The organism is Lysobacter sp. F60174L2, from assembly GCF_052547135.1.
The window spans coordinates 128294-152660 of record NZ_JBQWRA010000001.1 but is presented as its reverse complement, the minus strand read 5'-3'; the positions used below and the strand labels follow the sequence as shown (position 1 = coordinate 152660).

Sequence of the window (24367 nt, the reverse complement as noted above, 5' to 3'; positions counted from 1 at the left end):
ATCAGTCCTTCTTCGGAATCACCGAGATCGACCCGTCGCGTTCCAGCACCGCGTATTTCACCTGCTGCATGTTCTCCAGCCCGTGCAGGATGCGCGCGGCCTCGAGCACCTCGCTGGCGTCGACCCGGGCCCGTTTCATGCGGTCGGGCAGTGGCTTGCCGTCCTCGACCACGATCATCGGCACGTCGTCGAGCCAGCGGTCGGCCACCTTCGACTTCTGCTTGATGAAGGCCATCAGCAGCTCCATCAGCACCAGCGTGGTGACCAGCAGCAACGCGGTGGTGATCGAGAAGTCATCGCCCATCAGCCCCTGCGATACCGAGTCGCCGATGATCAGCAGCAGCACCATGTCGAACGGGTGCATCTGGGACAGCGTGCGCTTGCCGCTGATGCGGAACACCAGCAGCAGGAACAGGTAGATCGCGATCGCGCGCAGCACGGTTTCCATCGTGTGCTCCTGCAAGTCTCAAGGATAGATGAAGCTGTCGATCCGCAGCGGCGGCTGGCCGGGCACCGACACCGCGCCGGCCAGCCAGCCCATGGTTTCGGGCTGGCCCTGGATCACCACGAGCTGGCGCTCGCCGGGGCCGGCGTTGAACGTGTAGCGGATGCGGTCGTCGGCGATCACGACTTCTTCGGGCTGCGGATGGATCTGTTCGAAGCTGAACTCGCGCGCGTAGTCGCCCTCGATCGAGAGTTCGAACGTATCGCCGCGCACGGCCGCGCGGTCGACCACGAACGCGAGGCGGGTCGGCATCTGGTAGCGGGCGAAACGGGGATGGTCCGCTTCCAGCGCGCCGGCGTCGGACTGGATCCGGGCGAATGGACCGTTGCCACCGAACAGTCCGGCCAGCGCGGCCAGCAGGATGATCGAGAGCACGAGCGTCCCGATCCGCCGCAACACCTGCAGCATGTGCTGGAAATGCAGGTGTTCATCGAGCTGCAATGAGCCGGGTCGTGCCGGCCGGGATTCCGCCTGCTGGGTCATGGATGGCCACCGTGGACGGGGCCTCGACTATCGGTGCGGCGGTGTGGACGGCGCGTGTCGGCAGCCCGTCGCCGGCGCGACCGGTGACCGGCTAGCCGCGGTGCTCCAGAGCCAGGTATTCGGCCGAGCGCATCTCGATCAGGCGCGAGGCGGTGCGCTCGAACGCGCCGGTCAGGCGCTCGCCGGTATACAGCCCCGGCGGCGCGGCGGCGGCGGTGCAGACGAGGTTGACGTGGCGGTCGTAGAGCTCGTCGACCAGGTGCACGAAGCGCCGCGCGGGGTCGTCGTTCTGGCCATCGAAGCGCGGGATCCCGCCGACCAGCACGGTGTGGCATTCGGTCGCGATCTCGATGTAGTCGCTGGCCGCGCGCGGGCCCTCGCACAACGCGGCGAAGTCGAACCACGCGTGGCCCTCGGCGAGGCCGCGCACCGGGATCTCGCGGCCCTCGATCCGCAGCGGGCCATCCTCGCGCGGCACGCCGGCGGTCAACTCGTCCCAGCGCGACCGGAGCCAGGCGTCGCTGCCTTCGTCCAGCGGCGCGCGATAGACCGGCGACCGGGTCAGCGCGCGCAGGCGATAGTCGTGCACGCTGTCGAGGTACAGCACGCGGCAATGGCGCTCGATCAGCGCGATCGCCGGCAGGAACCGCTCGCGTTGCAGGCCGTCCTTGAACAGACCCTGCGGCTCGATGTTGGACGTCGTCACCAGCACAACGCCTTCATGGAACAGCCGCTCCAGCAACCGGCCCAGCAGCATCGCGTCGCCGATGTCGGTGACGAAGAACTCGTCGAGCACCAGGACCTGCAGCTCGCGGCCCCACTGCCGCGCGATGGTGCGCAGCGGATCGGCCTCGCCCTTGTGCGCGCGCAGTTGCGCGTGCACCTCGCGCATGAAGCGGTGGAAGTGGGTGCGGCGTTTTCCCCTGCCCTCATCCGGCCCTGCGGGCCACCTTCTCCCGCGCGCGGGAGAAGGGCTGTCAGTGCGGCCGGTGGCCGCTACGTCCCTGACGGGCAGGCCGTCGTAGAACAGGTCGATCAGGAACGTCTTGCCGCGGCCGACCCCGCCCCACAGGTACAGGCCGTCCGGCGCCGGCACCGGGCGGTCGCGCAGCCGGTCGAGCCAGCCCGGGCGCGGCGGGTCGAGCAGGGCGGCGTGCAGCCGGTCGAGCTCGGCCAGCGCGGGATGCTGCGCGGCATCGTCGTTCCAGTCGCCGCGCGCGACCCCGCCGGCGTAGCGCGCGCTCGGCAGCGCCGCCGACTCAGGCATCTTTGCGGTCGCCGGAATCGCTCGCCTCCGGCAGGTACGGGCGCACACCGTTCTTGACCGCGCCGCGCAGGTCCATCAGGCGACGGTGGAAGAAGTGGCTGGTGTCGGGGATGCGCACCAGCTCCGGTGGCTGTGCGAGGCCGTCGACCCACGCGTAGACCTTCTGCGGGTCGACCACCTCGTCGGCCTCGCCCTGGATCACCAGCCAGGGGCCGTCGAAGGGAGTGACTTCATCGAATCCGTAACCGCGCCCGGCCGGCGGCGCGATCATCACCAGCATCCCCGGCTTGAGTTCGGCGGCGACCTTGTAGGCGACGTAGGAGCCGAAGCTGAAGCCGGCCAGCCAGACCTTCGCATCGGGTCGTTGCCGGCGGACCCAGTCGACCACGGCGCGCAGGTCGTCGGCCTCGCCATTGCCATCGTCGAAGCTGCCGTCGGACGCGCCGACACCGCGGAAGTTGAAGCGCACGGTGCTGGCACCGGACTGGTGCAGCGCGCGCGCGGTCATCGTCACCACCTTGTTGTGCATGGTGCCGCCTTCGGTCGGCAGCGGGTGGCAGATCACCGCCACCAGCGGGCGGCGTGGCGCGTCGGGCTCGGGGCCTTCGACAATCGCCTCGATAGCGCCGGCCGGGCCGGCCAGGGTGACGGCTACGGGCTTGCCTTCCAGAAAGGCCTCGTCGCGGGGGAAGCTCGGGTCTGCGCTCATGCGGCCATGATACCGGGCACGAACGACAACGCCGCCCGGAGGCGGCGTTGGCGGGTCGTCCGATGTCACGAACCTAGTTCAGGTTGTCGAGCATCCAGTCGACGGTGGCGATGACCTGCTCGTCGGTCAACGCCGGGTTGCCGCCCTTCGGAGGCATCACGCCGGTGCTGCCGGTGTAGCCCTCGATCGCATGCTTGTGCAGCACGTCGACACCCTGGGGAATGCGGGCAGCCCAGTGCGCGGCGTCCATCGTCGGCGCGCCGCCGGCGCCGGAGGTGTGGCAGCCGGTGCACAGGTTGTTGAAGATCACCGAGCCGTCGAGGGTGCCGCCGTAGGCCACTTCCGCCGCTGCCGCCGCCGCGGCTGCCGCGGTCGCCGCCGCCTGCCTGGCCGCGCCGGTGCTGCCGGCGTAGACCGCGCCGACCGGCGCGATGCGGGCCTGGGTGCGCTTGGCGACCGCTTCGGGCACGTCGCGCTCAAGCGATGCGTTGACGAAATAGGCAACCATGATCAGGCCGACGGTCACCACCGTCAGGAAGCCGATCACCATGGAGAATTTCTTCAGGAACTCGAGGTCGTAATTGCGCACGATCCACCTGTTGCGCGCGTCGCGGGCGACGCGCAATGCGTTCGACAATGACCGCACCGGGTGCGGCGGCTGATGCAGGGCTCCTGCCGGCAACCCGCCGCGCAGTTTATCGCACTGCACGGAAGATGGCGCGCCTGGAGGGATTCGAACCCCCGACCAATGGCTTCGGAAGCCACTACTCTATCCGGCTGAGCTACAGGCGCCCGGTTGCTTCGCGTGCGGCATTGCGCCGCGCGGGTGGGCATTCTAGCGGCAAATGCGGCGCCGATGCAGTCCGCGTTGCGATCGCGGGCGTCCTTTAGACTTTGCCCATGAGCTACGAACGTTTCGAGTCGCCCGGCACGCCGGCGTGGAAGGCCCGGCTGGCGCTGTACTGGCAACTCGTGCGCGGCGACCGCCCGATCGGCTGGCTGCTGCTGCTGTGGCCGACCTGGTGGGGGCTGTGGCTCGCGGCGGAGGGCGTGCCGCCGCTGTGGACGCTGTTCGTGTTCAGCGCCGGGGTCTGGCTGACCCGCTCGGCAGGCTGCGTGATCAACGACTACGCCGACCGCTGGCTCGACCCGCACGTCGAGCGCACCAAAGGCCGCCCGCTGGCGACCGGCGCGGTGCGCGGCCGCGAGGCGCTGGCGGTGTTCGCGGTGCTGATGCTGGCGGCGTTCGCGCTGGTACTGACCATGAACCGGCTGACCGTGTGGATGAGCTTCATCGGCGTCCTGCTCGCGGCCAGCTACCCCTACCTGAAGCGCTACACCTACCTGCCGCAGGTCTACCTCGGGATGGCGTTCGGCTGGGGCATCCCGATGGGCTTCGCCGCGGTCACCGGCGAGGTGCCGGCGCTGGCCTGGCTGCTGTACATCGCCAACATCCTGTGGGCGACCGCGTACGACACCTGGTACGCGATGGTCGACCGCGAGGACGACCTCAAGGTCGGCGCGCGTTCGACCGCGATCCTGTTCGGCGAGATGGATCTGGTGGCGCAGGGACTGCTGTATGCGTTGGCCTTCACCGCGCTGGCGCTGGTCGGCCAGCGGGCTGGGCTCGGTGGGTACTACTGGGCCGGCTGGGGCGTGGCGCTGGCGCTGGTCGGCTGGGAGTTCTGGATCGCCCGCAAGCGCGAGCGCGGGCCGTGCTTCCGCGCGTTCCTGCACAACCACTGGGTCGGGCTGGCGGTGTTCGCCGGCATCGCCGCCGATTCCGCGCTGCGATAGCGCATGGCGTTGCCGCCACGGCGGGCTGTCAGCACCCCAGCCGAACGGCCTTGATTTCGGTGAAGTGCTCGACGCCGACTTGGCCGTTCTCACGGCCGTAGCCGGACTGCTTTACCCCGCCAAATGGCAAGGTCACGGCGCCGCTACCGCCGCCGTTGACGATCACCTGCCCGCTCTCCAGCAGGCCGACCATCGCATGTACGGTGCCGATGTCACGAGCCCAGACCTTGGCCGACAGCCCGTAGCGCGAGTCGTTGGCCAGTGCGGCGACCGCTTCCGGCGAGGCGTCGTCGTCAAACGCCGTCACGTTCAGCACGGGTGCGAAGATTTCTTCCCGTGAGATGCGCATGTCCGCGCCGACATCGGTGAGGATCGTCGGCTCGAAGAAGTAGCCGCTGCCCGCGCGCGCCTGCCCGCCGCGCAGCACGCGGGCACCGGCGGCGAGGCTGTGGCCGATGATGTCGGCGGCGCGCTGGCGTTGTCCGGCCGAGATCATCGGTCCCATCGTGGTGGTCTCCTCGACGCCCGGTCCGATGCGGATACCGTCCATCGCCGCGTGCATGCGCACCAGCAGCGCGTCGCAGACCGAACGTTGCACGAACACTCGCGATCCGGCCGCGCAGTACTGGCCGCATTTGAACGCGATTTCGTCGACGATCGCCTTCGCCGACCGGTCCAGGTCTGCATCGGCGAACACCATCACCGGCGACTTGCCGCCCAGCTCCAGCACCACCCGCTTGAGGTTGCTGTGCGCGGCGGCGGCCATGATCGACCGGCCCACGGCGGTGGAGCCGGTGAAGCTGACGATATTGACGTCGGGGTGCTCGGCGAGCGCGCGGCCGGCATCGGCGCCGCGGCCGGTGACGATGTTCACTACGCCATCGGGGATGCCGACCTGCCGGCACAGGTCGCCGAGCCACAACGCCGACAGCGGCGCCAGTTCGGCCGGTTTGACCACCACGGTGCAGCTGGCGGCCAGTGCCGTCGCGAGCTTTTGCAGCACCATCAGGAACGGTGCATTCCAGGGCGTGATCAGGCCGGCGACGCCAATCGGTTCGCGCAGGAAATAGTCCATGCCCGGCTGCCCGGCCGGACGCATCGGCACCTCGCCGGCCAGCTTGGTGGCCCAGCCGGCGGTGTCGCGCAGCGCGCGCAGGCCAAGCGGCAAGTCGCCATTGCGAACCGAGCCGATGGCGTGACCGGCGTCGAGCGATTCCAGCAACGCGAATGTCCCAGCGCGGGCCTCGATGGCGTCGGCCAGCGCGTGCAGCAGCGCCGCACGTCGCCAGCCCGGCAGCCGTGGCCATGGGCCGTCGCGAAACGCCCGCCGCGCGGCCGCCACGGCGAGATCGATGTCGGCATCGGCGCCAGCCGCGACGGTGGCGATCACCTGCCCGGTGGCGGGGTCGTCGACGGTGATCGTGTCGGCGCTGACGCAGGGACGCCAGCCGCCGTCGATGAGCACAGCCGGGTCGCGCCTGTGCAGTTGGCGTCGCAGCTGCTGAAGCGGCGACTCGGCATCGACGCGGGAGGCTGCAGCGCCGTCGTGGGTGGCGGGGTTCGTCATAAGGCGTGTTTCTCGGCAGGCGCGCGCGGTGGTTTGGCGGGTCGGGATGACAATATCAACCATTCTGACATTAGTTGACACTATCAACCAATGCCGGATGGAGCATCAGTCCTGCTCGGGCGGGTCCAGTGGCGACAGCCGCCGGAGCAGGGATTCCAGTTGCGCGCGCTCGGCGGCGTCCAGATCCGCGACCAGAGCGCGGGCCGTGCCGGTTCGCAGCGATTCCGCCTGCGTATGAACGGCGGCACCCGTGGCGGTCAGGGTCAGTGGCTGCTGTCGCTGGCCGGCGCTGGCCCCGCTGGGGCGGTCGACGAAACCACGTTCGCGCAGGGTCTTGATGATGCGGGCGATCTGCGCCTTGTCGCGGCCGCTCGCGCGGACGATGTCGTTCTGAGTGCAGCGCGGATGGCGGGCAACGAAGCGCAGGGTGCGCGCCTCCATGGCGGCCAGATCGAGTCCTGCCGAGCGCAGCGAGCGCTGCATCCGCACGGTTGTGCGGCGCTCAATGGCGTTGATCAGGTTGAGGATCTCGGTGTCTGGCTGGGCCGGCATGGATATTCCACGTGGTTCCGGCGGATACGAAAGCGCGTCGCCGGGCTGGCACTATCGTAACCAGCGGCGACGGGCCCACGGACCTCGCGGGAATCCGGGTTGCATCCGGGGGCGCGAGCCGCTGTCAGGGTACTCGCGCGCAGACCCACGCATCGACCCGTGCCACCCCGGCGCGCCGCAGTCCATCGGCTGCGGCGTGCAAGGTCGCGCCGGTGGTCATGACGTCGTCGACCAGGACCACGTGTACGGGCAGGGCGGTTGTACCGGCGATGCGGAACGCATCTTTGAGGTTGCGTTGGCGCTGCACCGCCTCCAGCCGCGATTGCGGGGCGGTGTCGCGGACCCGGTGCAACAAGTCGCCCAGCAACGGGAGGCCGAGATTGCGCGCCAGCGGGCGGGCAAGTTCAAGCGCCTGGTCGTAGCCGCGCTGACGCAGCCGTCGTGGGTGCAGCGGGACCGGCAGAAGCGCCGCCGGCTGCGGCCAGGCCACCGTCACCGGACGCAGCGCGCGGGCCATCAACTTTGCCAGCAGGTACCCGGCGGCGAGGTCGTGATGGAACTTGAAGCGCGGCAGCAACCGGTCCAGCGGTGGCCCATAGAGGCAGGCGGCGTGGGTTTCGGCCAGTGGCGGCGGGTGTTGCAGACAGGCGCCGCAAACCGCGGCCAGACCGGGCGTCGCACCCTGCAACGGTATCGCGCACCGAATGCAGGCCGCGCCGAGCCACGGCAACGCGTCGGTACAGGCCTGGCACAGATCCATCCCGCCGGCGCCGCGACTGCGGCAGACCAGACAGCGCGGTGGCCACAGCCAGCGGGCCAGCGCCGGGCCCGGTGGGCCAAGCCCTTTTTCGCCGCCCCCTGAGAGGCCATGGCCCGGGACCTCGCCGGTCGCGTCGCCGTCAACCAGTGCGACTCCGGTTTGGTTGACAGTCTCGGCCATGCTTTCCAGACTGCCGCTCTCGCCCGCCCGTGTCCGTCGGAAAAGTCCCATGCCTGCCGTCAGCCAAACACCCGCCTCGACCACCACGCTCCGCCACGACTGGTCCCGGGCCGAGGTCCGCGCCCTGTTCGACCTGCCGTTCCCGGAGCTGCTGCACCGCGCGGCCAGCGTGCATCGCGAGCATTTCGATCCGGCCGAGGTCCAGGTCAGCACCCTGCTGTCGGTCAAGACCGGCGGCTGCCCGGAGGACTGCAGCTACTGCCCGCAGGCGCAGCGCTACCATACCGGGGTCGAGGCGCAGAAGCTGATGGGCACCGAGGCGGTGTTGGAGAAGGCGCGCCAGGCCAAGGCCGCCGGCGCATCGCGCTTCTGCATGGGCGCGGCGTGGCGCTCGCCGGCCGACCGCGACATCCCGAAGGTGGCGGCGATGATCGCCGGGGTCAAGGCGCTCGGGCTGGAGACCTGCGCGACCCTCGGCATGTTGTCGGGCGACCAGGCCAAGTCGCTGCGTGAGGCCGGGCTGGACTACTACAACCACAACCTCGACACCGCGCCCGAGTTCTACAACGAGATCATCCACACCCGCGAGTTCCAGGACCGCCTCGACACCCTCGAGCACGTCCGCGACGTCGGCATGAAGACCTGCAGCGGCGGCATCGTCGGCATGGGCGAGACCCGCGAGCAACGCGCCGGCCTGCTGCAGACCCTGGCCAACCTGCCGGCGCACCCCGACTCGGTACCGATCAACCGGCTGGTCAAGGTCGAGGGCACGCCGCTGGCCGATGACGCCGACCTGGCCGAGCTGGACCCGTTCGAGTTCGTCCGCACGATCGCCGTGGCCCGCCTGCTGATGCCGCGCTCGATGGTGCGGCTGTCGGCCGGCCGCCAGGAGATGTCGGATGAACTGCAGGCGCTGTGCTTCCTCGGCGGCGCCAATTCGATCTTCTACGGCGAGAAATTGTTGACCACCGGCAACCCCGACACCGAGCGCGATCTGGCATTGTTCGCAAGGTTGGGCCTGCGTCCGATGCAGGTCGTCGACACCGCGCACACCCAGGGGGGAAGCACCGTGCACGCCGACATCATTGAATCGAATCATCCCGAATCCGGCTGCGGCGAACGCCGCGTCGCCACCGGCACGGATGCCGATCGCGCCGCCCGCGTGGCCTGATCGTGGCCCGCCCGTCCTGGCGTGAGCGGATCCAGACCGCTCGCGGGTTGCGCGAGGCCGCCTCGCGGCGTCGCGTGCGCCGCGTGGTCGAGCACCGCGAAGGCGCCCATTGCGAGGTCGACGGCCGGCGCCTGCTGAATTTCTGCGGCAACGACTACCTCGGTCTGTCGCAGCACTTCGCCGTCGTCGGCGCGCTGCAGGATGCCGCCTCGCGCGAGGGCGCCGGCGGACTCGGTTCGCACCTGGTCTGCGGCCACCACGCGTTGCACGACGCGCTCGAGAAGGAGCTGGCGGACTGGCTCGGCACGCCGCGCGCGCTGCTGTTCGGCAGCGGCTTCCTGGCCAACCTCGCGGTGATCCAGGCCCTGCTCGGCGACGAGGACATCTGCGTCCAGGACCGGCTCAACCACGCCAGCCTGATCGACGCCGCGCGGCTGGCCGGCTGCCGCCTGCGACGCTACCCGCACAACGACCCGGAAGGCGCGATCCGGCAACTGCGCAGCATGCCCGCGGGACTGGCGATGCTCGCCACCGACGGCGTGTTCAGCATGGACGGCGACCTCGCCCCGTTGCGCGAGCTGGCGGTGGTGGCGCGGGTGCAGAAGGCGCTGCTGTACGTCGATGACGCCCACGGCGTCGGCGTGGTCGGGCCCGACGGCCGCGGCTGCGTGGCGGCCGCGAACCTCGGCGTGCGCGAGGCGCCATTGCAACTGGCGACGCTTGGCAAGGCGCTTGGCGGTTACGGCGCCGCGGTGCTGGGCGACGAGGAACTGATCGGGCACCTGGCCGAGACCGCGCGTCCGTACATCTACACCACCGCGCTGCCACCGGCGCAGGCCGCCGCCAGCCTGGCCGCGGTCAAGCTGGCGCGGACCGAACACTGGCGTCGCGAGAAGCTCACCGAGCTGGTCGGGCATTTCCGCCACCGCGCCAAGGCCGCCGGGCTGGTGCTGATGCCGTCGGACACGCCGATCCAGCCGCTGCTGGTCGGCGACGACGAGCGCGCGCTGTCGATGGCCGCGACCCTCGAATCGCGTGGCCTCTGGGTCGCCGCGATCCGCCCGCCGACCGTGCCCGAAGGCCGCGCCCGGCTGCGGATCACGCTGTCCGCGCTGCATACGCCGGCCGACATCGACGGGCTGGTCAACATGCTGCAGGTCGCGCGCGAGCGTGCCGAGGCCGAGGTGCGGATGGCGCGGATCAACGCCGGGACGCCGGCATGAGCCGGCACGGCCGGCTCGCATAGAAAGGTCTGTCCGCATGTTCATCGAAACGCACGGCCAGGGGCCGGCGCTGGCACTCGTCCACGGCTGGGCGATGCATGGCGGCCTGTTCGCGCCGCTGGTCGAACGGCTGGCCGGGCGCTACACCGTGCATGTCGTCGACCTGCCCGGGCACGGCCATGCGCGCGATGACGACAGCGAACTGCAACCCGCGCCGCTGGCGGCGCAACTGGTCGAGCGTGTTCCCGATGCGGTGTGGCTGGGCTGGTCGCTGGGCGGGCAGTTCGCGCTGCGTGCGGCGCTGGATCATCCCGATCGCGTGCGCGGGTTGATCATGGTCGCGTCGTCGCCGCGGTTCGTCCGCGACGATGCCGGCGGCTGGCCGCACGGCGTCAACACGACCCTGTTCCGCGATTTCGGCGAAGCGTTGCAGCGCGATTTCCGCGGCACGCTGGAAGGTTTCCTCGCGCTGGAGGCGCTGGGCTCCAACAGCGCCCAGGACGAGCTGCGCAAGCTGCGGGCGCAGGCGTTCGAACGTGGCGAGCCGGCGCCGCGCGCGTTGCAGGAGGGCTTGCGACTGCTCGATGCGCTCGACCTGCGTGGCGAACTGCCGGGCCTGCAGGTCCCGAGCCTGTGGCTGTCGGGCCGCCGCGACCGGCTGGTCCCTGCCGGCGCGATGCCGGCCGCCGCCGCGCTCGCACCGGATGCGCGCAGCGTGGTGATCGACGGCGCCGGCCACGCCCCGTTCCTCGGCGCGACCGAGACGGTGGTGGCCGAGATCGATGCGTTCATGCGCGTCGCATGCCCTCACCCCAGCCCTCTCCCGCAAGCGGGAGAGGGGGCGAAGATCCAATGAGCGAACTGTTCGACCACCGCCAGGTCCGTCGTTCGTTCTCGCGCGCGGCGAGCGGTTACGACTCCGCCGCGGCGTTGCAACGCGAGGTCGGCGCGCGGCTGATGGAGTCGCTCGACTACCTCGACGATCCCGCCCACGGACGCGCGCCGCCCGAGGTGGTGGTCGACCTCGGCTGCGGTCCCGGCCACGCCAGCGTGCTGATGCAGAAGCGTTGGCCGAAAGCGCAGGTGCTGGCGCTCGATCTCGCCCCCGGCATGCTGGCCGAGACCCGCCGCAATGCCGCCGGCGCCAGCCTGGCGAGCCGGCTCAACCCGTTCGCGCGCCGTCCCGTGCCGGTCTGCGCCGATGCCCGCGCGCTGCCGCTGCGCGACGCCAGCGTCGACGTGCTGTATTCCAACCTGTGCCTGCAGTGGGTCGAGGACCTGCCGGCGGTATTCGCCGGCTTCCGGCGCGTGCTCAAGCCCGGCGGCCTGCTGCTGGTCTCGACCTTCGGCCCGGCCACGCTGTGGGAGCTTCGCGAGGCCTTCGCCGCCGCCGACGAGGCGCCGCACGTCAGCCTGTTCCCGGCGATCGCGCAGTTCGGCGACGCGCTGGTCGCGTCCGGATTCACGGACCCGGTGCTCGATCGCGACGAGTTCCACCTCGGCCATCCCGACCTCGCCCACCTGATGCGCGAGCTGCGCGCGATCGGCGCGACCAACGCGATGGCTACCCGCCGCCGCAGCCTCACCGGCCGCGCGCGCTTCGCCCGGGCCGCGCAGGCCTACGAGACGATGCGTTCCGACGCGCAGTTGCCGGCCACCTGGGAAGTGATCTACGCCCATGCCTGGGGCCCGCCGCCGGGCGCGCCGATCCGGGTCGGCGGCGTCGACGAGGTCCAAGTACCGGCGACCAGCATCCGCGTGCGTTCGCGCTAGCAACGCGTAGATTCGCAGGCATGCCCGACCACATCCCACACGCGAGCCACCGGAACCGGACCCTGCTCGCGGTCGCCATCGCATTGGCCGCGGCGCTGTTCTTCACCTGCGCATACGTGCTCAACCGCGCGGCCGCGACCGGTGGCGGGCACTGGGCCTGGACCGCCGCGTTGCGTTACCTGATCACGCTGCCGCTGATGCTGCCGCTGATGCACTGGCAGGGCGGAGTGGCACCGGTGTGGCGGGCGATCCGCGCGCACCCGTGGCCGTGGCTGGGCTGGAGCGCGGTCGGCTTCGGTCTGTTCTACGCGTGCCTGAGCTTCGCGGCGTCGAGCGGACCGTCGTGGCTGGTCGCCGGTACGTTCCAGCTGACCGTCGTCGCCGGCATGCTGTGCGCACCGCTGCTCTACGACGATGCGCGCGCACGGATCCCGCTGCCCGCGTTGGCGGCTGGCTTGCTGGTGGTCGCCGGGGTGCTGTTGATGCAGCTCGGCGTCGGTGGCGGCGACCTCGACCGCGCCGGCTGGTTCGCACTCGCCTGTGTCGCGGTTGCCGCGGTGGCCTACCCGCTCGGCAACCGCGGCCTGCTGCTGCACCTCGAACGCCACCCGGGTGAAGGGCCGGAACTCAATGCGACCCAGCGCGTGTTCGGTCTGACCCTCGCCAGCCAGCCGCTGTGGCTGGTGCTGGCGCTGTTTGCCGGGATCGATGGTGGCGCGCCGTCGATGGACCAGGTCTGGCTCGCCGGCGGGGTCGCGCTGGGCGCCGGGATCATCGCCACGGTGCTGTTCTTCCAGGCCACCGGGATGGTCCGCAACGACCCCACCGCACTGGCCGCGGCCGAGGCGATGCAGGCCGCCGAAATCCTGTTCGCGACCCTGCTCGGAGTGCTCTGGCTCGGCGAGCGCTGGCCGCGTGGCCCGGCGCTGTGGGGTGCGGCGGTGGTGGTCGTCGGCATCGTCATTTTCAGCTGGATCGCTGCGCGCGCGGCCGCTGGCGACCACCGCGCGACCCAGGACCTGCGCAGCGAACGCGGCGTCTGAGCCACCCGACGGCTGGCGTTGCAGACACGACGTTCAGCCGTTGACGACTAGATTCGGCGTGGATTCCCGCGTTCCGAGTCGCCCATGTCCATGTCGATCCAGTTCGCATCCCGGCCGATTGCGACGACCGCGCTTACCGTGATCCTGCTCGCCGGATGGCTGCCGGCCGCAGCCGCGGCGACGGCCGGGCCGCAAGGGGCGTCGCAATCTGCACCGCCGCAAGCCACGCCGGCGACGCCCGGCGCGACGATCGAGCAGTGGGGTTTCGACCCCGCGGTGCTGGTCGCCGACGGCACCGAGCTGCTGGCGCGCGCACCCGACCCGGCGATCGATCGGCTGTTCCAGGCAATGCATGCGAGCAGCCGCGACCCGGCCGACGCGCAGGTGCTGTGCCGGCTGTTCGACCCCGCGTCCGACCGCAGCCTGGCCGGGCTCAACGCGATCGCCTCGCGGCTCGGCCAGGCCAGCCAGGAGCGCTTCGCCAATGCGGTTGCCGGCGTGTTTGTCGCCGCGATGCAGAATCCGCCGCAGGCCCACGATGTCACCGCCGCACGGCAGGTGCTGAAGGCCGCCGGCGTGCGTGCCGCGCTGCTGAATGACGGCTTCATCGCCGGCCTCGACGGCAACGACCACGCCGCGCGCTGCGATTCGGTCGCGATGCTGCTCGACGTGTTGCACGAACGGCCGATGTCCGAACGTGCCGGGGTGACCCGGCTGTTGCTGGGCGAAGGTTTGCAGCGGTTGGTCGAGGCGGGCGTTACGGGTCCGGCCGTGCGGTAGCACCCAGGTCGCGTCCAGTCCGACGTCCCACGCCAGCCCGGTCCGCGTCCCGCATCTCCGCGCCCGTTGCTCCGCCGCGGCCACGCGCCTTGTGTAGGAGCGACGTAAGTCGCGAACGCACCGATCCGGCCGACGCGATACCGGGGTGGTTGCGGAACGGCTGCCCGGAGCCTCCGGCAGGCGTCGTCGAGGCCAACAGTCGAGGCGTCGGGTGAGCTCGAGGAAATCGCGACTTACGTCGCTCCTACAGTCGCTCCAGGCGGACAGGCGCTTCTGTCAGCCCGCCAGCAGCGCCGGCAGGCCATCCAGGTCGACATTGCCGCCCGACAGCACGATGCCCACGCGTTGCCCGGCGAAGTGCTCCGGGTTGGCCAGCACCACCGCCAGCGCGATCGCCGAGGACGGTTCGACCAGTTGCTTGCAGTGGCGCCAGAGCAGCCGCATCGCGTGCAGGGTGGCGTCGTCGTCGACCACCAGTACGCTCGCTGCGTGGCGGCGCAGCAGCTCGAAATTGGGCGCCCCGAGGGTGCCGCGCAGGCCGTCGCAGATCGTATCGGGGACGAACCGTGTGACCCGCTCGCCACGCTGCAGCGACGCCGCGGTCTCGGCCGCGCCGGCCGGTTCGGCCAGCCACAGCCGGGTGCCGGGGGCGCAGGCGGCGAGGGTGATCGCGCTGCCGCTGGCGAGTCCGCCCCCGCCCACCGGAACCACCACCGCGTCGAACACGGCCGGCCCCGACAGCAACTCCAGCACCGCGGTGGCCTGGCCGGCGATCACGCGCGGGTCGGTATAGGGGTGGACCAGCTCGGCGCCGGTGGCTTGGCGGACCTGCTCGCACATCGCCTCGCGCGCATCGATCGTCGGTTCGCAGCGGTGCAGGGTCGCACCGTAGGCGGCGATGGCCGCCAGCTTGGCCGCGACCGCGCCTTCGGGTACCACCACGTGGCAGCCGATCCGGCGGGTGCGCGCGGCCAGCGCCAGCGCGCCGCCGTGGTTGCCGGAGGAATGGGTGACCACCCCGCGGGCGGCCTGCGCGTCGTCCAGCGACCAGACCGCGTTGCAGGCGCCGCGGAACTTGAACGCGCCGCTGCGCTGCAGGTGCTCGGCCTTGAAGTGCAACTCGCAGCCGGCCAGTGCGTCCAGCGTCCGCGAACGCAGCACCGGGGTCGCATGGGCATGCGGCGCGATCCGCGCGGCGGCGCCCAGTACGTCGTCGAAACCGACCGTGTCGGCGGAGGCGCGAAACGGCGGGGAGGCGATGTTGGCTGCGGACATCGTTGCAGCGTAGCGCAGCGGTGGCCCTTGCGGACGGGCGGAACCGGCGTGCCCGGAATCGCGAGGGCTACCTGAACCGGTCAGCTGCGGGGCCGTGCAATACTGCAAATTAAGCGCGAGTTCAATGCCTCGGCCCGACGATGACCGCATGACCCGGGGGGTTCCCAACATGACGATGATCCGAAAACTGATTCTGCCCGCGATCGCGGTGGCCATGCTGGGCGGCTGCATGACCGGCGGCTACAGCTACCGCCAGGACCGTGGCGACTACTACTACGGACAGCCGGGCGTCGACTACCGGTATCACGGCGCGCCGGGCGGCTATTACGATGGCTACTACGGCAACAGCTACTACTACCGTCGCGGCTACCCGTACTACTACGGCGGTTACCGCCACGGCTATCCGTACGGCTACTACCGGCCGCCCGTGGTGATCCGGCCGCGTCCGGATGGCGACAACGGCCACCATGAGGACCGCGACCACGACCAGAAGGCGCCGTGGCGGGATTACGAGCGCCTGAAGCGTGAGCGGATCGAGCGTTCGCCGGTGGTCCAGCGCAAACCGATGTCGGTGCCGGTGCGGCCGGCCACGCCGGTGCGCTCAGCTCCGGTGCGTCGTCCCGCAACGCCGGTGCGGGCGCGCAGCAACGATGGTGGTGGTTCGCGGATGGAGCGGGTCATGCAGCGCGCCCGGTCCGGTGCAGTCCGCCGCGTCGAAACCGAAGAACGGTGATCCCCCGGTACCTGCCGTTCGTCTGACGACGAGTCGCGGGTATTGACAGAAAGCGTCGCATTGCGACGTAATCGGGTTGCCGCTTCAATGTCGGTGTCCGACGAGGAATCCCGGATCCCCCCTGTTCCGTCCCCGTCGGATGCCGACGCCCACACCGAAAGCCCCGCCAAGCGGGGCTTTCGCGTATCCGGGAAGGGGGCTTGGCCGCTGCCGTCGGGCCCTGGATCAGGCGCTGGACCGGGGATTTCCGCAGGCGCCCCGACGGGCGTCTCGCGCGGAATGTGACCGGCGAGGCCCTTGCGGCGCGGCCGAGGCGCAAAAAAAGGGACCGAATGTCCCCCGACATTCGGTCCCTGTGCTTCCCCGGCAGGCGCTTGGTCGGCCCCTGTTCCAATACCGACCGGCGCTTGGCGCCTGCCCTGCCGGGTGCATGGGAAGTAACGCATGAAGCATGCCAACGTTGACGCCGTCTTCACGCATCCAGTGGAGGCGCTGGCCAAGCCCAGTCCTCCCGCCAACCGCAAGTGCCTGATCGGCGTAGAATTCCCGCCTGCAATGGGCTGCTGAAATGACCCCGAATTTCTACCAATACGACGTGATCGTGGTCGGCGGCGGCCACGCCGGTACCGAGGCCGCGCTGGCGGCCGCGCGCGCGGGTGCCCGCACCCTGCTGCTGACCCACAACATCGAGACCATCGGTGCGATGAGCTGCAACCCGGCGATCGGCGGGATCGGCAAGGGTCACCTGGTCAAGGAAATCGACGCCCTCGGCGGGGTCATGGCGCACGCCGCCGACGCCGCCGGCATCCAGTGGCGGCGTTTGAACGCGAGCAAGGGCCCGGCGGTGCGCGCGACCCGCTGCCAGGCCGACCGCAACCTGTACCGCGCGTTCGTGCGCCGGGCGGTCGAGAACCAGCCGGGGCTGACCGTGTTCCAGGCCGCGGTCGACGACATCGATTTCGACGACGGCAAGGTTGGCGGCGTCACCACCCAGACCGGCCTGCGCTTCCACGCGCCGGCGGTGGTGCTGACCGCGGGCACCTTCCTCGCCGGCAAGGTCCACGTCGGCCAGACCACCTACGCCGCCGGTCGTGCGGGCGACCCGCCGGCGCAGACGCTGGCGGCAAAGCTGCGCGACGGCCCGTTCGTGGTCGACCGGCTCAAGACCGGCACCCCGCCGCGGATCGACGGCCGCTCGCTCGACTACAGCGTGATGCGCGAGCAGCCGGGTGATGACCCGCGCCCGGTGTTTTCCTTCATGGGCTCGCATGCCGACCACCCGCGGCAGGTCTCGTGCTGGATCACCGACACCTGCGAGCGCACCCACGAGATCATCCGCGCCGCGCTCGACCGCAGCCCGCTGTACACCGGCCAGATCGAGGGCATCGGCCCGCGCTACTGCCCGTCGATCGAGGACAAGGTGGTGCGGTTCGCCGAGAAGGCCAGCCACCAGATCTTCGTCGAGCCCGAGGGCCTCGGCGTCGCCGAGATCTACCCGAACGGCATCTCGACCTCGCTGCCGTTCGACGTGCAGCTGGAACTGGTGCGCAGCATCCGCGGCTTCGAACAGGCCCACATCACCCGCGCCGGCTACGCGATCGAGTACGACTTCTTCGACCCGCGCGGACTCAAGGCCACGCTGGAGACCAAGGCGGTCGACGGCCTGTTCTTCGCCGGCCAGATCAACGGCACCACCGGCTACGAGGAGGCCGCCGCGCAGGGCCTGCTGGCCGGCCTCAACGCCGCGCGCCAGGTGGCCGGTGCCGATGGCTGGAGCCCGCGCCGCGACCAGGCCTACCTCGGCGTGCTGGTCGACGATCTGATCACCCACGGCACCACCGAGCCATACCGCATGTTCACCTCGCGCGCCGAGTACCGCCTGCAGCTGCGCGAGGACAACGCCGACCTGAGGCTGACCGCGGTCGGGCGCGAACTCGGGCTGGTCGACGACGCGCGCTTTGCCGCGTTCGAGGCCAAGCGCGAGGCGATCGAGGCCGAGAACACGCGGCTCGGCGCGCTCCGGGTTTCGCCGAACAACACCCTCGGCCGGGAGATCGCCACGCACCTGGGCATCGAGCCCAGCCGCGAAGGCAGTGCCCGCGACCTGCTGAAGCGGCCGGAAATCGACTACGCCCGATTGCTCGCGGTGCCGTCGCTCGGCCCCGCGGTCGCCGACCTGGCGGTCGCCGAGCAGGTCGAGATCGGGGTCAAGTACGCCGGCTACCTCGACCGCCAGTTTGAGGAGATCGCCCGCCAGCAACGCCACGAGACCACCGCGATCCCGGCCGACTTCGACTACGGCCCCGTCCATGGCCTGTCGCTGGAACTCGCCGGCAAACTCGCCCAGGTCCGCCCGCAGACCATCGGACAGGCCCAGCGCATCCCCGGCATGACCCCGGCGGCGATCTCGCTGCTGCTGGTCCACCTGACCCGCCAGCGCCGCAGCCGGGTTGCGTAAACCGACACCGGACCACGCCGGTATGACGGTGGCCCGCTGCAGCGCCATCCGATCGCGCGATCGAACGGCGTCTGTATTGACCGTAGGAGCGACGTAAGTCGCGAATTCCTCGACGCAGCCGCAGTCTGGCGGACCGGCTCGCGGCAGGACCCACTCGAAGCCACGCCTTCGGCAAGCTCCGCAACAGCGGATGCCACGGCTCCTGCAACACCGGTGAAATCGCGACTTACGTCGCTCCAACATCGGATGCGAGTGACATGAGCGCTCGAACGCCACTCGCCAGCCGGCGTTACGCTATCTGCATGCGCCTCTTACCCGCCCTGACCCTGACCGCCGCACTCGCCGCCGCACTCGCCGCCTGCCAACCGGATGCGGCGCCCGTCGCTGACGGCAATACCGACGCAACGCCACCGACATCGGCCACCTCGGCGACAACCCCCACATTCGTCGCCGAGCCCTGGGCGCTGCCCAGCCCGCCCGGCGCCGCGCAGCCCGACCTCGTCGCCACCGCCGACGGCCTGCTGCTGTCGTGGATCAACCCCGACGCCGACGGCCATGCCCTGCGCTTTTCGCGTTTCGCCGACGGCCAATGGAGCGCCGCGCAAACCATCGCGCGCGGTGACGACTGGTTCGTCAACTGGGCCGACACCCCGCACCTCGCCGCCACCGCCGACGGCGCGTTGTGGGCGCACTGGCTGCAACAGTCGGCCGAGGCGCCCTACGCCTACGATGTGGTGCTGGTGCGCTCGGACGACCACGGCGCCAGTTGGTCCGAACCGTTGCGGGTCAATGACGACGGCACCCCGACCGAGCACGGTTTCGTGTCGCTGTGGCCGGCGTCCGTCGACAGCCTCGGCATCGCTTGGCTCGACGGCCGCGAAACCGCCGCCGCGAAAGGTCACGGCGGCCACGACGCGCACGCCGGCCACGGCGGCGGCCGCATGACCCTGCGCGCCGCGCGCTTTGACGCCAAGCTCGCGCGCAGCGGCGAAAGCATGCTCGACGCCGCGACCTGCGACTGCTGCCAGACCGACGTCACGATGACCGCGCGCGGCCCGCTGGTTGTCTACCGCGACCGCACCGACGCCGAGCTCCGTGACATCGTGGTGACCCGTTTCGACGGCAACCGCTGGGGCGACCCGACCCCCGTCCACGCCGACCACTGGACGATGCCGGCCTGCCCGGTCAACGGCCCCGCGGCCGACGCCCGCGACGACACCGTGCTGGTCGGCTGGTATACCGCCGCCAACGACATGCCGACGCTGAAGATCGCGCGCTCGCTCGACGCCGGCGACCACTTCGCAACGCCGGTCGAAGTCGATGTCGGCGCGGCGGTGCAGGGCCGTGTCGATGTCGCCATCGGTACCGACGCGGCGTGGGTGCTGTGGACCCGCGAGGACGAGGCCGGCCAGACGCTGCAACTGGCCCGCTACGCGCCGGACCTGTCGCGCCAGTTGCAGCGCATCGAGCTCGCCCGCCTGCAGGGCCGCGGCCGCGGCACCGGCTTCCCGCAACTGGCGCTCGCCGACGGTACCGTCCGCGTCGCATGGACCGACGTCGTCGATGGCGAGCCGAGGCTGCAGGGCGTGGTGCTGCGTGATCCGGAAAACATCGAATAGCCGGACGCCCGCATGGCCAGCACGGCTAGCGACCCGGCTCGCGTCGCACGCCAACGCCATGCCCGTAGACCAGCGTCCCGCCGAGCGTGCCGGCGACCGCCAGGCAACCGAAACCGACCACGCTCAGGCCGATCTCCAGTACCCCCGGCGCCGCCAGCGGGGTCGCGTCCAGCGGCAGGTCCAGCCGCAACAGCAGGCTCGCCGCGTAGGCCAGCCACGCCGCCATCGCCGCCAGCATGTGCCAGCGCGCGACCCGCAGCGCCGGATCCGCCTCGCCTATCTTCACCAGCTCGAACAACCCAGCGCCCATCGCCGCCACCGCGGCCAGCGTGCCGATCGCCATCAGCACGCCGGCCAGCCACCACGCCGGCTGCCCCAGCCACGGACTGGCGATGTCGGCCAGCGTCGCCAGCGACCAGCAGGCGATCGGGAAATGCACGAGTGCCGGGTGCAACGGATGCTTCATCGCGGGCCGCCGGCTACATCACGATGACGGTGAGCAGGGTCAGGAACCCGACCACCGCCAGCCCGGCATGCAGGAACACCACGCCCTTCGGCGCGACCGTGCCGCGCAGGTGCAGCGAAGCCAGGTAGAAGCCGCCCAGCGCCGCGACCACCAGCAGCCCGAGCGCCGCGGTCACGCGACCGGCGCCGCCCTGCAATACCGCCAGCAGCAGCACCACCAGGCCGGCCGCACCGAGCAACGCATGCAGGATCGACACCGCCCAGGGCGCCAGCCTGCCGCGCAGCACGTAACTGGCCAGGAACAGTCCGCCGAGCGCGGTGATGGCGAAAATGATGACCGCATAAGTGACAAGCATGTCGAACCCCTCTTGGTTGTGGATGGATGTAGCGGCTTGGATGGAGAGCGCGGGCGCGCCAGCTCAGCGCGCGCGGTCCAGCCGTGCCAGCACCGCCTCGGTCATGCGTTCGCAGCGCGCGCCGAGGAACGGGAACGCATCGCCAAGGCTGGCCGCGACGCTGTCCTGCAGGGCACTGCGCAACAACCGCCGCGCGCGGTGCAGGCGGGTCTTGACCGTCTCGGGCTTGAGTTCCAGCGTGCGCGCGGTTTCCTCGACGCTGCACTGCTCGATCTCGCGCATCATGAACACCACCCGGAAATCCTCGGGCAGTGCATCGACCGCGTGCTCGATCAACCCGCGGATCTGCGCCCGCGCCGCACCGGCGGCGGGGTCCTCGTTGCCATAGCGGGAGGGAAACGGAACCACCCGGCCACCATCGAGTTGCGCCATCTCGATCGCCTCCACCGGCACCGTCGGCCGCCGCTGGCGCAGCCGTCCGTAGGCTTCGTTGAGCACGATCCGGGTCATCCAGGTTGCCAGGCTGGCGTCGCCGCGGAAGCCGTGCAGTTTTTCGAACGCACGCGCGTAGGCCGCCTGCACCACGTCCTCGGCCTCGGCGTCGTCACCGGTCACGCCGCGCGCGATCCGGAACAGGCGCTGGTTGCAACGCTGCATGATGTGGCGGAACGCCTCGCGCTCGCCGGCCTGTGCCCGCCCCGCCAGTGCCACGTCGTCCAGCGACGCGTAATCGACGACGGTGTTGATCGGTGATCGGCTCATCGGTGCCCTCCATACCCGTCGGATGCGCCAGCGCGCGGGAGGTTCCCGCCGAGTATGGTCCCGATCCGGCGGACCGGGGCTGGCCCGCGCACTCACACCGCGTTGCCTTCGTGGTCACGTCCGGGCAACGGCCGGCCTGCTGTGCTGGGCGCAGTCCACACGAGCGACCGCCATGGCCACCCGCAAGAGCGCAAGCAAGACCGGCAAGCGTGCCGGCGACACCGTTGCCCGCCAGCGCTCGATCCAGAAGAAGATCGACGCAAAGCCCGGCAAGTCCAAGGCCGCGAAGAAGAAGCCGGTACAGACCGGTCCGCGCAAGCAACCGAAAAACCCGCTGCCGGCGCAGCACCTGAAAAAGCCCGGCTACGAGCACGACCTGGAACTGCAGCCGCGCTACCTCGCCCCCGACTACCAGGGCAGCGGCAAGCTCGAAGGCATGGCCGCGATCGTGACCGGCGCCGACTCCGGCATCGGCCGCGCGGTCGCGGTGCTGTTCGCGCGCGAGGGCTGCGACGTCGCGGTGCTGCACCTGGCCGAGCCGGACGACGCGGAGGTCACCCGCGCCGCGGTCGAGGAGGAAGGTCGCCGCTGCATCGTGATCGCCGGTGACGTCAAAAAGACCGCGTTCTGCGAGAAGGCGGTCAGGGAGGCGCTTAAGGCGTTCGGCCGGCTCGACGTGCTGGTCAACAACGCCGCCTTCCAGCAGCACGCCGAGCGCATCGAGGACATCACCGACGCGCAGTGGGAAGAGACGCTGCAGACCAACATCGGCGGCTACTTCAAGCTGGCGCGCGCGGCGATCCCGCACATGAAGCCGGGCAGCAGCATCGTCAACACCGGCTCGGAAGTGGCGCTGTTCGGCAGCGCGCAACTGCTCGACTATTCGGCGACCAAGGGCGCGATCCACGCCTTCACCAAGTCGCTTGCGAGCCACCTGCTCGACCGCGGCATCCGGGTCAACGCGGTCGCGCCCGGGCCGGTGTGGACGCCGCTGAACCCGGCCGACCGCCCCGCGAAAAAGATCGCCGACTTCGGCAAGGACAGCGACATGGGCCGCCCGGCGCAACCCGAGGAAATGTCGCCGGCCTATGTGTTCCTGGCATCGAAGGTGTGCGCGTCCTACGTCAACGGCGTGATCCTGCCGGCGATGGGTGGACCACGCGGGTAGGGTGACGAGGCAAAATAGGCGGTATCCCCCGCTGTTCCTGTGGAATCCGCATGCCTGTAGTCACGATGGTCCTGGTCTTCCTGCTGGCGGTGGTCGTCAGCGGTTTCATCGCGCGCCTGCTGCCGTTCAAGGTGCCGCTGCCGTTGCTGCAGATCGCGATAGGCGCGGGGCTGGCGACGCTGGGTTTCGACGTCGACTTCGAGCCGCACCTGTTCCTGCTGCTGTTCATCCCGCCGCTGCTGTTCCTCGATGGCTGGCGCATTCCCAAGGGCGCGTTCTTCCGCGACTGGAAGCCGATTCTGGCGCTGGCGATCGGGCTGGTGGTGCTGACCGTGATCGGGATGGGCTGGTTCATCTGGTGGCTGGTGCCGGCGGTGCCGCTGGCGGTGGCATTCGCGCTGGCCGCGATACTGTCGCCGACCGATCCGGTGGCGGTGAGCGCGGTGACCGCCAACTCGCCGCTGCCATCGCGCCTGATGCACATCCTCGAGGGCGAGTCGCTGCTCAACGACGCCACCGGCCTGGTGTGTTTCAGCTTCGCGGTGACCGCGGCGCTGACCGGTACGTTCTCGCCGGCCAACGCATCGGTGAGCTTCCTGCTGGTCGCGGGTGGCGGTCTGGTGGTTGGCGTCGCGGTGACCTTCGTGATCGGCCGGCTCAACCGGCTGCTGGTGCGCCGTTCCGGCGAGGACCCGGGAATCCAGATCCTGGTCAGCCTGCTGATTCCGTTCGCGGCCTACCTGGCGGCCGAGCACGTGCACGTCTCCGGCATCCTCGCCGCGGCGGTGGCCGGCATCGCGATGCATTACGGCGAACTGTCGGGCCGGCCGCTGGCCTCGACCCGGATGCAGCGCGGCGCGGTCTGGGACACGGTGCAGACCGCGCTCAACGGCATCATCTTCGTGCTGCTCGGCGAACAGTTGCCACGCATGCTGCGGCGCCTGCCGGAGGCCGCCGAGGCCACCGGCAGCGGCAACGATGTCTGGCATTTGCTCGGCTACGTGGTGGTGATCACCCTCGGACTGGGCCTGATGCGTTTTGCCTGGGTCTGGATCGCGATCCGCCTGACCGTGTTCCGCGCGGCCTGGCGCGGCGAGGACACCGCGATGCCGCAGACCCGGCTGCTGGCGATCATCGCCACCGCCGGCGTGCGCGGCGCGATCACCCTGGCCGGCATCCTGACCCTGCCGCTGCTGATGCCCGACGGCAGCGCGTTCCCGGCGCGCGACGTGGCGATCTTCCTGGCGATGGGGGTGATCCTGCTGTCGCTGACGATCGCCAGCGTCGGCCTGCCGTTGCTGACGCGGGGGTTGACCGACGTGCTGCCGGAGCCGGAGCGCAAGGACACCGAGGCCAACGCGCGGGTGGCGGCGTCGGAGGCGGCGCTGCGCAGGATCGACCTGCTGCTGGCCGAGCCGCTGGAAGACCCCAAGGCGACTGCGGCGCGGGCGGAGGCGGCGATGGTGCTGCGCGACGTCTACCAGCGCCACCTCGACTACGGCGACCTCAGCGGCGAGAACGCCGAGGACATGCAGCGCGTTGCCGAGGCCGAGCGCCGGTTGCGGCTGGGCGCGCTGGATGCCGAGCGCGACGAGCTGTACAAGCTGCGCCGCGCGTTCGCGATCGACGACGTGGTGCACCAGAAGCTGGTGCGCGAACTGGACCTGATGGAGGCGAGCCTGCTGGGCAAGGCGGGGCACTGAGGCTCCGTGCTGGCGGTG

The 24367-nt window shown here is 70.5% G+C and carries 25 protein-coding genes and 1 tRNA gene; 13 read left to right on the top strand and 13 right to left on the bottom strand.

Translation table 11 applies throughout. From position 1 onward, the window contains the following. Window position 1: 1 nt before the first annotated feature. From ACT9AS_RS00645 to ACT9AS_RS00620, 6 genes are all read right to left on the bottom strand, one after another. Complete coding sequence (locus tag ACT9AS_RS00645) at window positions 2-448, bottom strand: YetF domain-containing protein (RefSeq protein ID WP_445098182.1); 447 nt, start codon at window positions 446-448, stop codon at window positions 2-4. 18 nt (window positions 449-466) lie between these two features. Then, entirely contained in the window at window positions 467-988 is a 522-nt protein-coding gene (locus tag ACT9AS_RS00640; RefSeq protein ID WP_445098181.1) for a hypothetical protein, read from the bottom strand. A gap of 91 nt (window positions 989-1079) precedes the next feature. Beyond that, window positions 1080-2255 carry a cell division protein ZapE gene (zapE, locus tag ACT9AS_RS00635; RefSeq protein WP_445098180.1) on the bottom strand — a complete coding sequence of 392 codons (1176 nt, stop codon included), beginning with the start codon at window positions 2253-2255 and terminating at the stop codon, window positions 1080-1082. Continuing rightward, window positions 2248-2964, bottom strand: coding sequence for an alpha/beta fold hydrolase (locus tag ACT9AS_RS00630; protein WP_445098179.1), 717 nt, complete (start codon window positions 2962-2964; stop codon window positions 2248-2250). Before ACT9AS_RS00630 ends, zapE begins: the two co-directional genes overlap by 8 nt. 73 nt (window positions 2965-3037) lie before the next feature. After that, window positions 3038-3553: a c-type cytochrome gene (locus ACT9AS_RS00625; RefSeq protein ID WP_445099005.1), complete on the bottom strand. Its 516-nt coding sequence runs from the start codon at window positions 3551-3553 to the stop codon at window positions 3038-3040. A gap of 126 nt (window positions 3554-3679) precedes the next feature. Next, a tRNA-Arg gene (locus ACT9AS_RS00620) sits at window positions 3680-3756 on the bottom strand. Between the two features lie 108 nt (window positions 3757-3864). Between ACT9AS_RS00620 and ubiA the strand changes: the two genes are divergently transcribed. Then, on the top strand, window positions 3865-4761 hold the full coding sequence (gene ubiA, locus ACT9AS_RS00615; RefSeq protein ID WP_445098178.1) for a 4-hydroxybenzoate octaprenyltransferase: 897 nt from the start codon (window positions 3865-3867) through the stop codon (window positions 4759-4761). A gap of 28 nt (window positions 4762-4789) precedes the next feature. Here ubiA and ACT9AS_RS00610 read toward each other — a convergent pair whose 3' ends face one another. From ACT9AS_RS00610 to ACT9AS_RS00600, 3 genes are all read right to left on the bottom strand, one after another. Next, entirely contained in the window at window positions 4790-6328 is a 1539-nt protein-coding gene (locus tag ACT9AS_RS00610; RefSeq protein ID WP_445098177.1) for an aldehyde dehydrogenase family protein, read from the bottom strand. Window positions 6329-6433: 105 nt separating this feature from the next. Then, a complete protein-coding gene (locus tag ACT9AS_RS00605) occupies window positions 6434-6880 on the bottom strand; it encodes a MarR family transcriptional regulator (RefSeq protein ID WP_445098176.1) in 447 nt (148 codons plus the stop codon). Window positions 6881-7004: 124 nt separating this feature from the next. After that, on the bottom strand, window positions 7005-7700 hold the full coding sequence (locus tag ACT9AS_RS00600; RefSeq protein WP_445099004.1) for a double zinc ribbon domain-containing protein: 696 nt from the start codon (window positions 7698-7700) through the stop codon (window positions 7005-7007). 169 nt (window positions 7701-7869) lie between these two features. Between ACT9AS_RS00600 and bioB the strand changes: the two genes are divergently transcribed. The 6 genes from bioB (at window position 7870) to ACT9AS_RS00570 (ending at window position 13810) form a co-directional block, all read left to right on the top strand. Further along, the gene (gene bioB, locus ACT9AS_RS00595; RefSeq protein ID WP_445098175.1) at window positions 7870-8991 is read left to right on the top strand and encodes a biotin synthase BioB; all 1122 of its coding nucleotides are present in this window, start codon (window positions 7870-7872) and stop codon (window positions 8989-8991) included. 2 nt (window positions 8992-8993) lie between these two features. Then, window positions 8994-10214 (top strand): 8-amino-7-oxononanoate synthase, encoded by a 1221-nt coding sequence (gene bioF, locus ACT9AS_RS00590; protein ID WP_445098174.1) that lies wholly within the window; start codon window positions 8994-8996, stop codon window positions 10212-10214. A 37-nt stretch (window positions 10215-10251) separates the two neighbouring features. Beyond that, a complete protein-coding gene (gene bioH, locus ACT9AS_RS00585) occupies window positions 10252-11070 on the top strand; it encodes a pimeloyl-ACP methyl ester esterase BioH (RefSeq protein ID WP_445098173.1) in 819 nt (272 codons plus the stop codon). Next, complete coding sequence (bioC, locus tag ACT9AS_RS00580; protein WP_445098172.1) at window positions 11067-11987, top strand: malonyl-ACP O-methyltransferase BioC; 921 nt, start codon at window positions 11067-11069, stop codon at window positions 11985-11987. The genes bioH and bioC overlap by 4 nt, the downstream gene beginning before the upstream one ends. Window positions 11988-12007: 20 nt before the next feature. Continuing rightward, complete coding sequence (locus ACT9AS_RS00575; RefSeq protein ID WP_445098171.1) at window positions 12008-13030, top strand: multidrug resistance efflux transporter family protein; 1023 nt, start codon at window positions 12008-12010, stop codon at window positions 13028-13030. A gap of 90 nt (window positions 13031-13120) precedes the next feature. Beyond that, window positions 13121-13810: a hypothetical protein gene (locus tag ACT9AS_RS00570; protein WP_445098170.1), complete on the top strand. Its 690-nt coding sequence runs from the start codon at window positions 13121-13123 to the stop codon at window positions 13808-13810. A gap of 276 nt (window positions 13811-14086) precedes the next feature. Here ACT9AS_RS00570 and ACT9AS_RS00565 read toward each other — a convergent pair whose 3' ends face one another. After that, window positions 14087-15085 (bottom strand): pyridoxal-phosphate dependent enzyme, encoded by a 999-nt coding sequence (locus ACT9AS_RS00565; RefSeq protein WP_445098169.1) that lies wholly within the window; start codon window positions 15083-15085, stop codon window positions 14087-14089. Window positions 15086-15260: 175 nt separating this feature from the next. Between ACT9AS_RS00565 and ACT9AS_RS00560 the strand changes: the two genes are divergently transcribed. The 4 genes from ACT9AS_RS00560 to ACT9AS_RS00545 all read left to right on the top strand — a co-directional run bounded on the left by ACT9AS_RS00560 (window position 15261) and on the right by ACT9AS_RS00545 (window position 19895). Next, window positions 15261-15818 (top strand): hypothetical protein, encoded by a 558-nt coding sequence (locus ACT9AS_RS00560; protein ID WP_445098168.1) that lies wholly within the window; start codon window positions 15261-15263, stop codon window positions 15816-15818. Window positions 15819-16262: 444 nt separating this feature from the next. Then, window positions 16263-16385, top strand: a complete 123-nt coding sequence (locus tag ACT9AS_RS00555; RefSeq protein WP_445098167.1) for a hypothetical protein — start codon at window positions 16263-16265, stop codon at window positions 16383-16385. A gap of 1 nt (window position 16386) precedes the next feature. Beyond that, the gene (gene mnmG / locus ACT9AS_RS00550) at window positions 16387-18276 is read left to right on the top strand and encodes a tRNA uridine-5-carboxymethylaminomethyl(34) synthesis enzyme MnmG (protein ID WP_445098166.1); all 1890 of its coding nucleotides are present in this window, start codon (window positions 16387-16389) and stop codon (window positions 18274-18276) included. A gap of 302 nt (window positions 18277-18578) precedes the next feature. Further along, complete coding sequence (locus ACT9AS_RS00545; protein WP_445098165.1) at window positions 18579-19895, top strand: exo-alpha-sialidase; 1317 nt, start codon at window positions 18579-18581, stop codon at window positions 19893-19895. A 25-nt stretch (window positions 19896-19920) separates the two neighbouring features. Here ACT9AS_RS00545 and ACT9AS_RS00540 read toward each other — a convergent pair whose 3' ends face one another. The 3 genes from ACT9AS_RS00540 to ACT9AS_RS00530 form a co-directional block, all read right to left on the bottom strand. Beyond that, a complete protein-coding gene (locus tag ACT9AS_RS00540; protein WP_445098164.1) occupies window positions 19921-20361 on the bottom strand; it encodes a DUF2231 domain-containing protein in 441 nt (146 codons plus the stop codon). Window positions 20362-20374: 13 nt separating this feature from the next. Further along, complete coding sequence (locus tag ACT9AS_RS00535; protein WP_445098163.1) at window positions 20375-20716, bottom strand: hypothetical protein; 342 nt, start codon at window positions 20714-20716, stop codon at window positions 20375-20377. 63 nt (window positions 20717-20779) lie between these two features. Beyond that, entirely contained in the window at window positions 20780-21478 is a 699-nt protein-coding gene (locus tag ACT9AS_RS00530) for an RNA polymerase sigma factor (protein WP_445098162.1), read from the bottom strand. 172 nt (window positions 21479-21650) lie between these two features. On the opposite strand from ACT9AS_RS00530, the gene ACT9AS_RS00525 reads away from it, so the two are divergent. Continuing rightward, window positions 21651-22646: an SDR family oxidoreductase gene (locus ACT9AS_RS00525; protein ID WP_445098161.1), complete on the top strand. Its 996-nt coding sequence runs from the start codon at window positions 21651-21653 to the stop codon at window positions 22644-22646. A gap of 50 nt (window positions 22647-22696) precedes the next feature. Continuing rightward, window positions 22697-24349 carry a Na+/H+ antiporter gene (locus ACT9AS_RS00520; RefSeq protein ID WP_445098160.1) on the top strand — a complete coding sequence of 551 codons (1653 nt, stop codon included), beginning with the start codon at window positions 22697-22699 and terminating at the stop codon, window positions 24347-24349. The last annotated feature ends 18 nt before the right edge of the window (window positions 24350-24367 follow it).

Coding starts and splice junctions, on each gene's coding strand:
- ACT9AS_RS00645 (WP_445098182.1), bottom strand. CDS start 448: ATGGAAACCGTGCTGCGCGCGATCGCGATCTACCTGTTCCTGCTGCTG.
- ACT9AS_RS00640 (WP_445098181.1), bottom strand. CDS start 988: ATGACCCAGCAGGCGGAATCCCGGCCGGCACGACCCGGCTCATTGCAG.
- zapE (WP_445098180.1), bottom strand. CDS start 2,255: ATGCCTGAGTCGGCGGCGCTGCCGAGCGCGCGCTACGCCGGCGGGGTC.
- ACT9AS_RS00630 (WP_445098179.1), bottom strand. CDS start 2,964: ATGAGCGCAGACCCGAGCTTCCCCCGCGACGAGGCCTTTCTGGAAGGC.
- ubiA (WP_445098178.1), top strand. CDS start 3,865: ATGAGCTACGAACGTTTCGAGTCGCCCGGCACGCCGGCGTGGAAGGCC.
- ACT9AS_RS00610 (WP_445098177.1), bottom strand. CDS start 6,328: ATGACGAACCCCGCCACCCACGACGGCGCTGCAGCCTCCCGCGTCGAT.
- ACT9AS_RS00605 (WP_445098176.1), bottom strand. CDS start 6,880: ATGCCGGCCCAGCCAGACACCGAGATCCTCAACCTGATCAACGCCATT.
- bioB (WP_445098175.1), top strand. CDS start 7,870: ATGCCTGCCGTCAGCCAAACACCCGCCTCGACCACCACGCTCCGCCAC.
- bioH (WP_445098173.1), top strand. CDS start 10,252: ATGTTCATCGAAACGCACGGCCAGGGGCCGGCGCTGGCACTCGTCCAC.
- bioC (WP_445098172.1), top strand. CDS start 11,067: ATGAGCGAACTGTTCGACCACCGCCAGGTCCGTCGTTCGTTCTCGCGC.
- ACT9AS_RS00575 (WP_445098171.1), top strand. CDS start 12,008: ATGCCCGACCACATCCCACACGCGAGCCACCGGAACCGGACCCTGCTC.
- ACT9AS_RS00570 (WP_445098170.1), top strand. CDS start 13,121: ATGTCGATCCAGTTCGCATCCCGGCCGATTGCGACGACCGCGCTTACC.
- ACT9AS_RS00565 (WP_445098169.1), bottom strand. CDS start 15,085: ATGTCCGCAGCCAACATCGCCTCCCCGCCGTTTCGCGCCTCCGCCGAC.
- ACT9AS_RS00560 (WP_445098168.1), top strand. CDS start 15,261: ATGATCCGAAAACTGATTCTGCCCGCGATCGCGGTGGCCATGCTGGGC.
- ACT9AS_RS00555 (WP_445098167.1), top strand. CDS start 16,263: ATGAAGCATGCCAACGTTGACGCCGTCTTCACGCATCCAGTGGAGGCG.
- mnmG (WP_445098166.1), top strand. CDS start 16,387: ATGACCCCGAATTTCTACCAATACGACGTGATCGTGGTCGGCGGCGGC.
- ACT9AS_RS00545 (WP_445098165.1), top strand. CDS start 18,579: ATGCGCCTCTTACCCGCCCTGACCCTGACCGCCGCACTCGCCGCCGCA.
- ACT9AS_RS00540 (WP_445098164.1), bottom strand. CDS start 20,361: ATGAAGCATCCGTTGCACCCGGCACTCGTGCATTTCCCGATCGCCTGC.
- ACT9AS_RS00535 (WP_445098163.1), bottom strand. CDS start 20,716: ATGCTTGTCACTTATGCGGTCATCATTTTCGCCATCACCGCGCTCGGC.
- ACT9AS_RS00530 (WP_445098162.1), bottom strand. CDS start 21,478: ATGAGCCGATCACCGATCAACACCGTCGTCGATTACGCGTCGCTGGAC.
- ACT9AS_RS00525 (WP_445098161.1), top strand. CDS start 21,651: ATGGCCACCCGCAAGAGCGCAAGCAAGACCGGCAAGCGTGCCGGCGAC.
- ACT9AS_RS00520 (WP_445098160.1), top strand. CDS start 22,697: ATGCCTGTAGTCACGATGGTCCTGGTCTTCCTGCTGGCGGTGGTCGTC.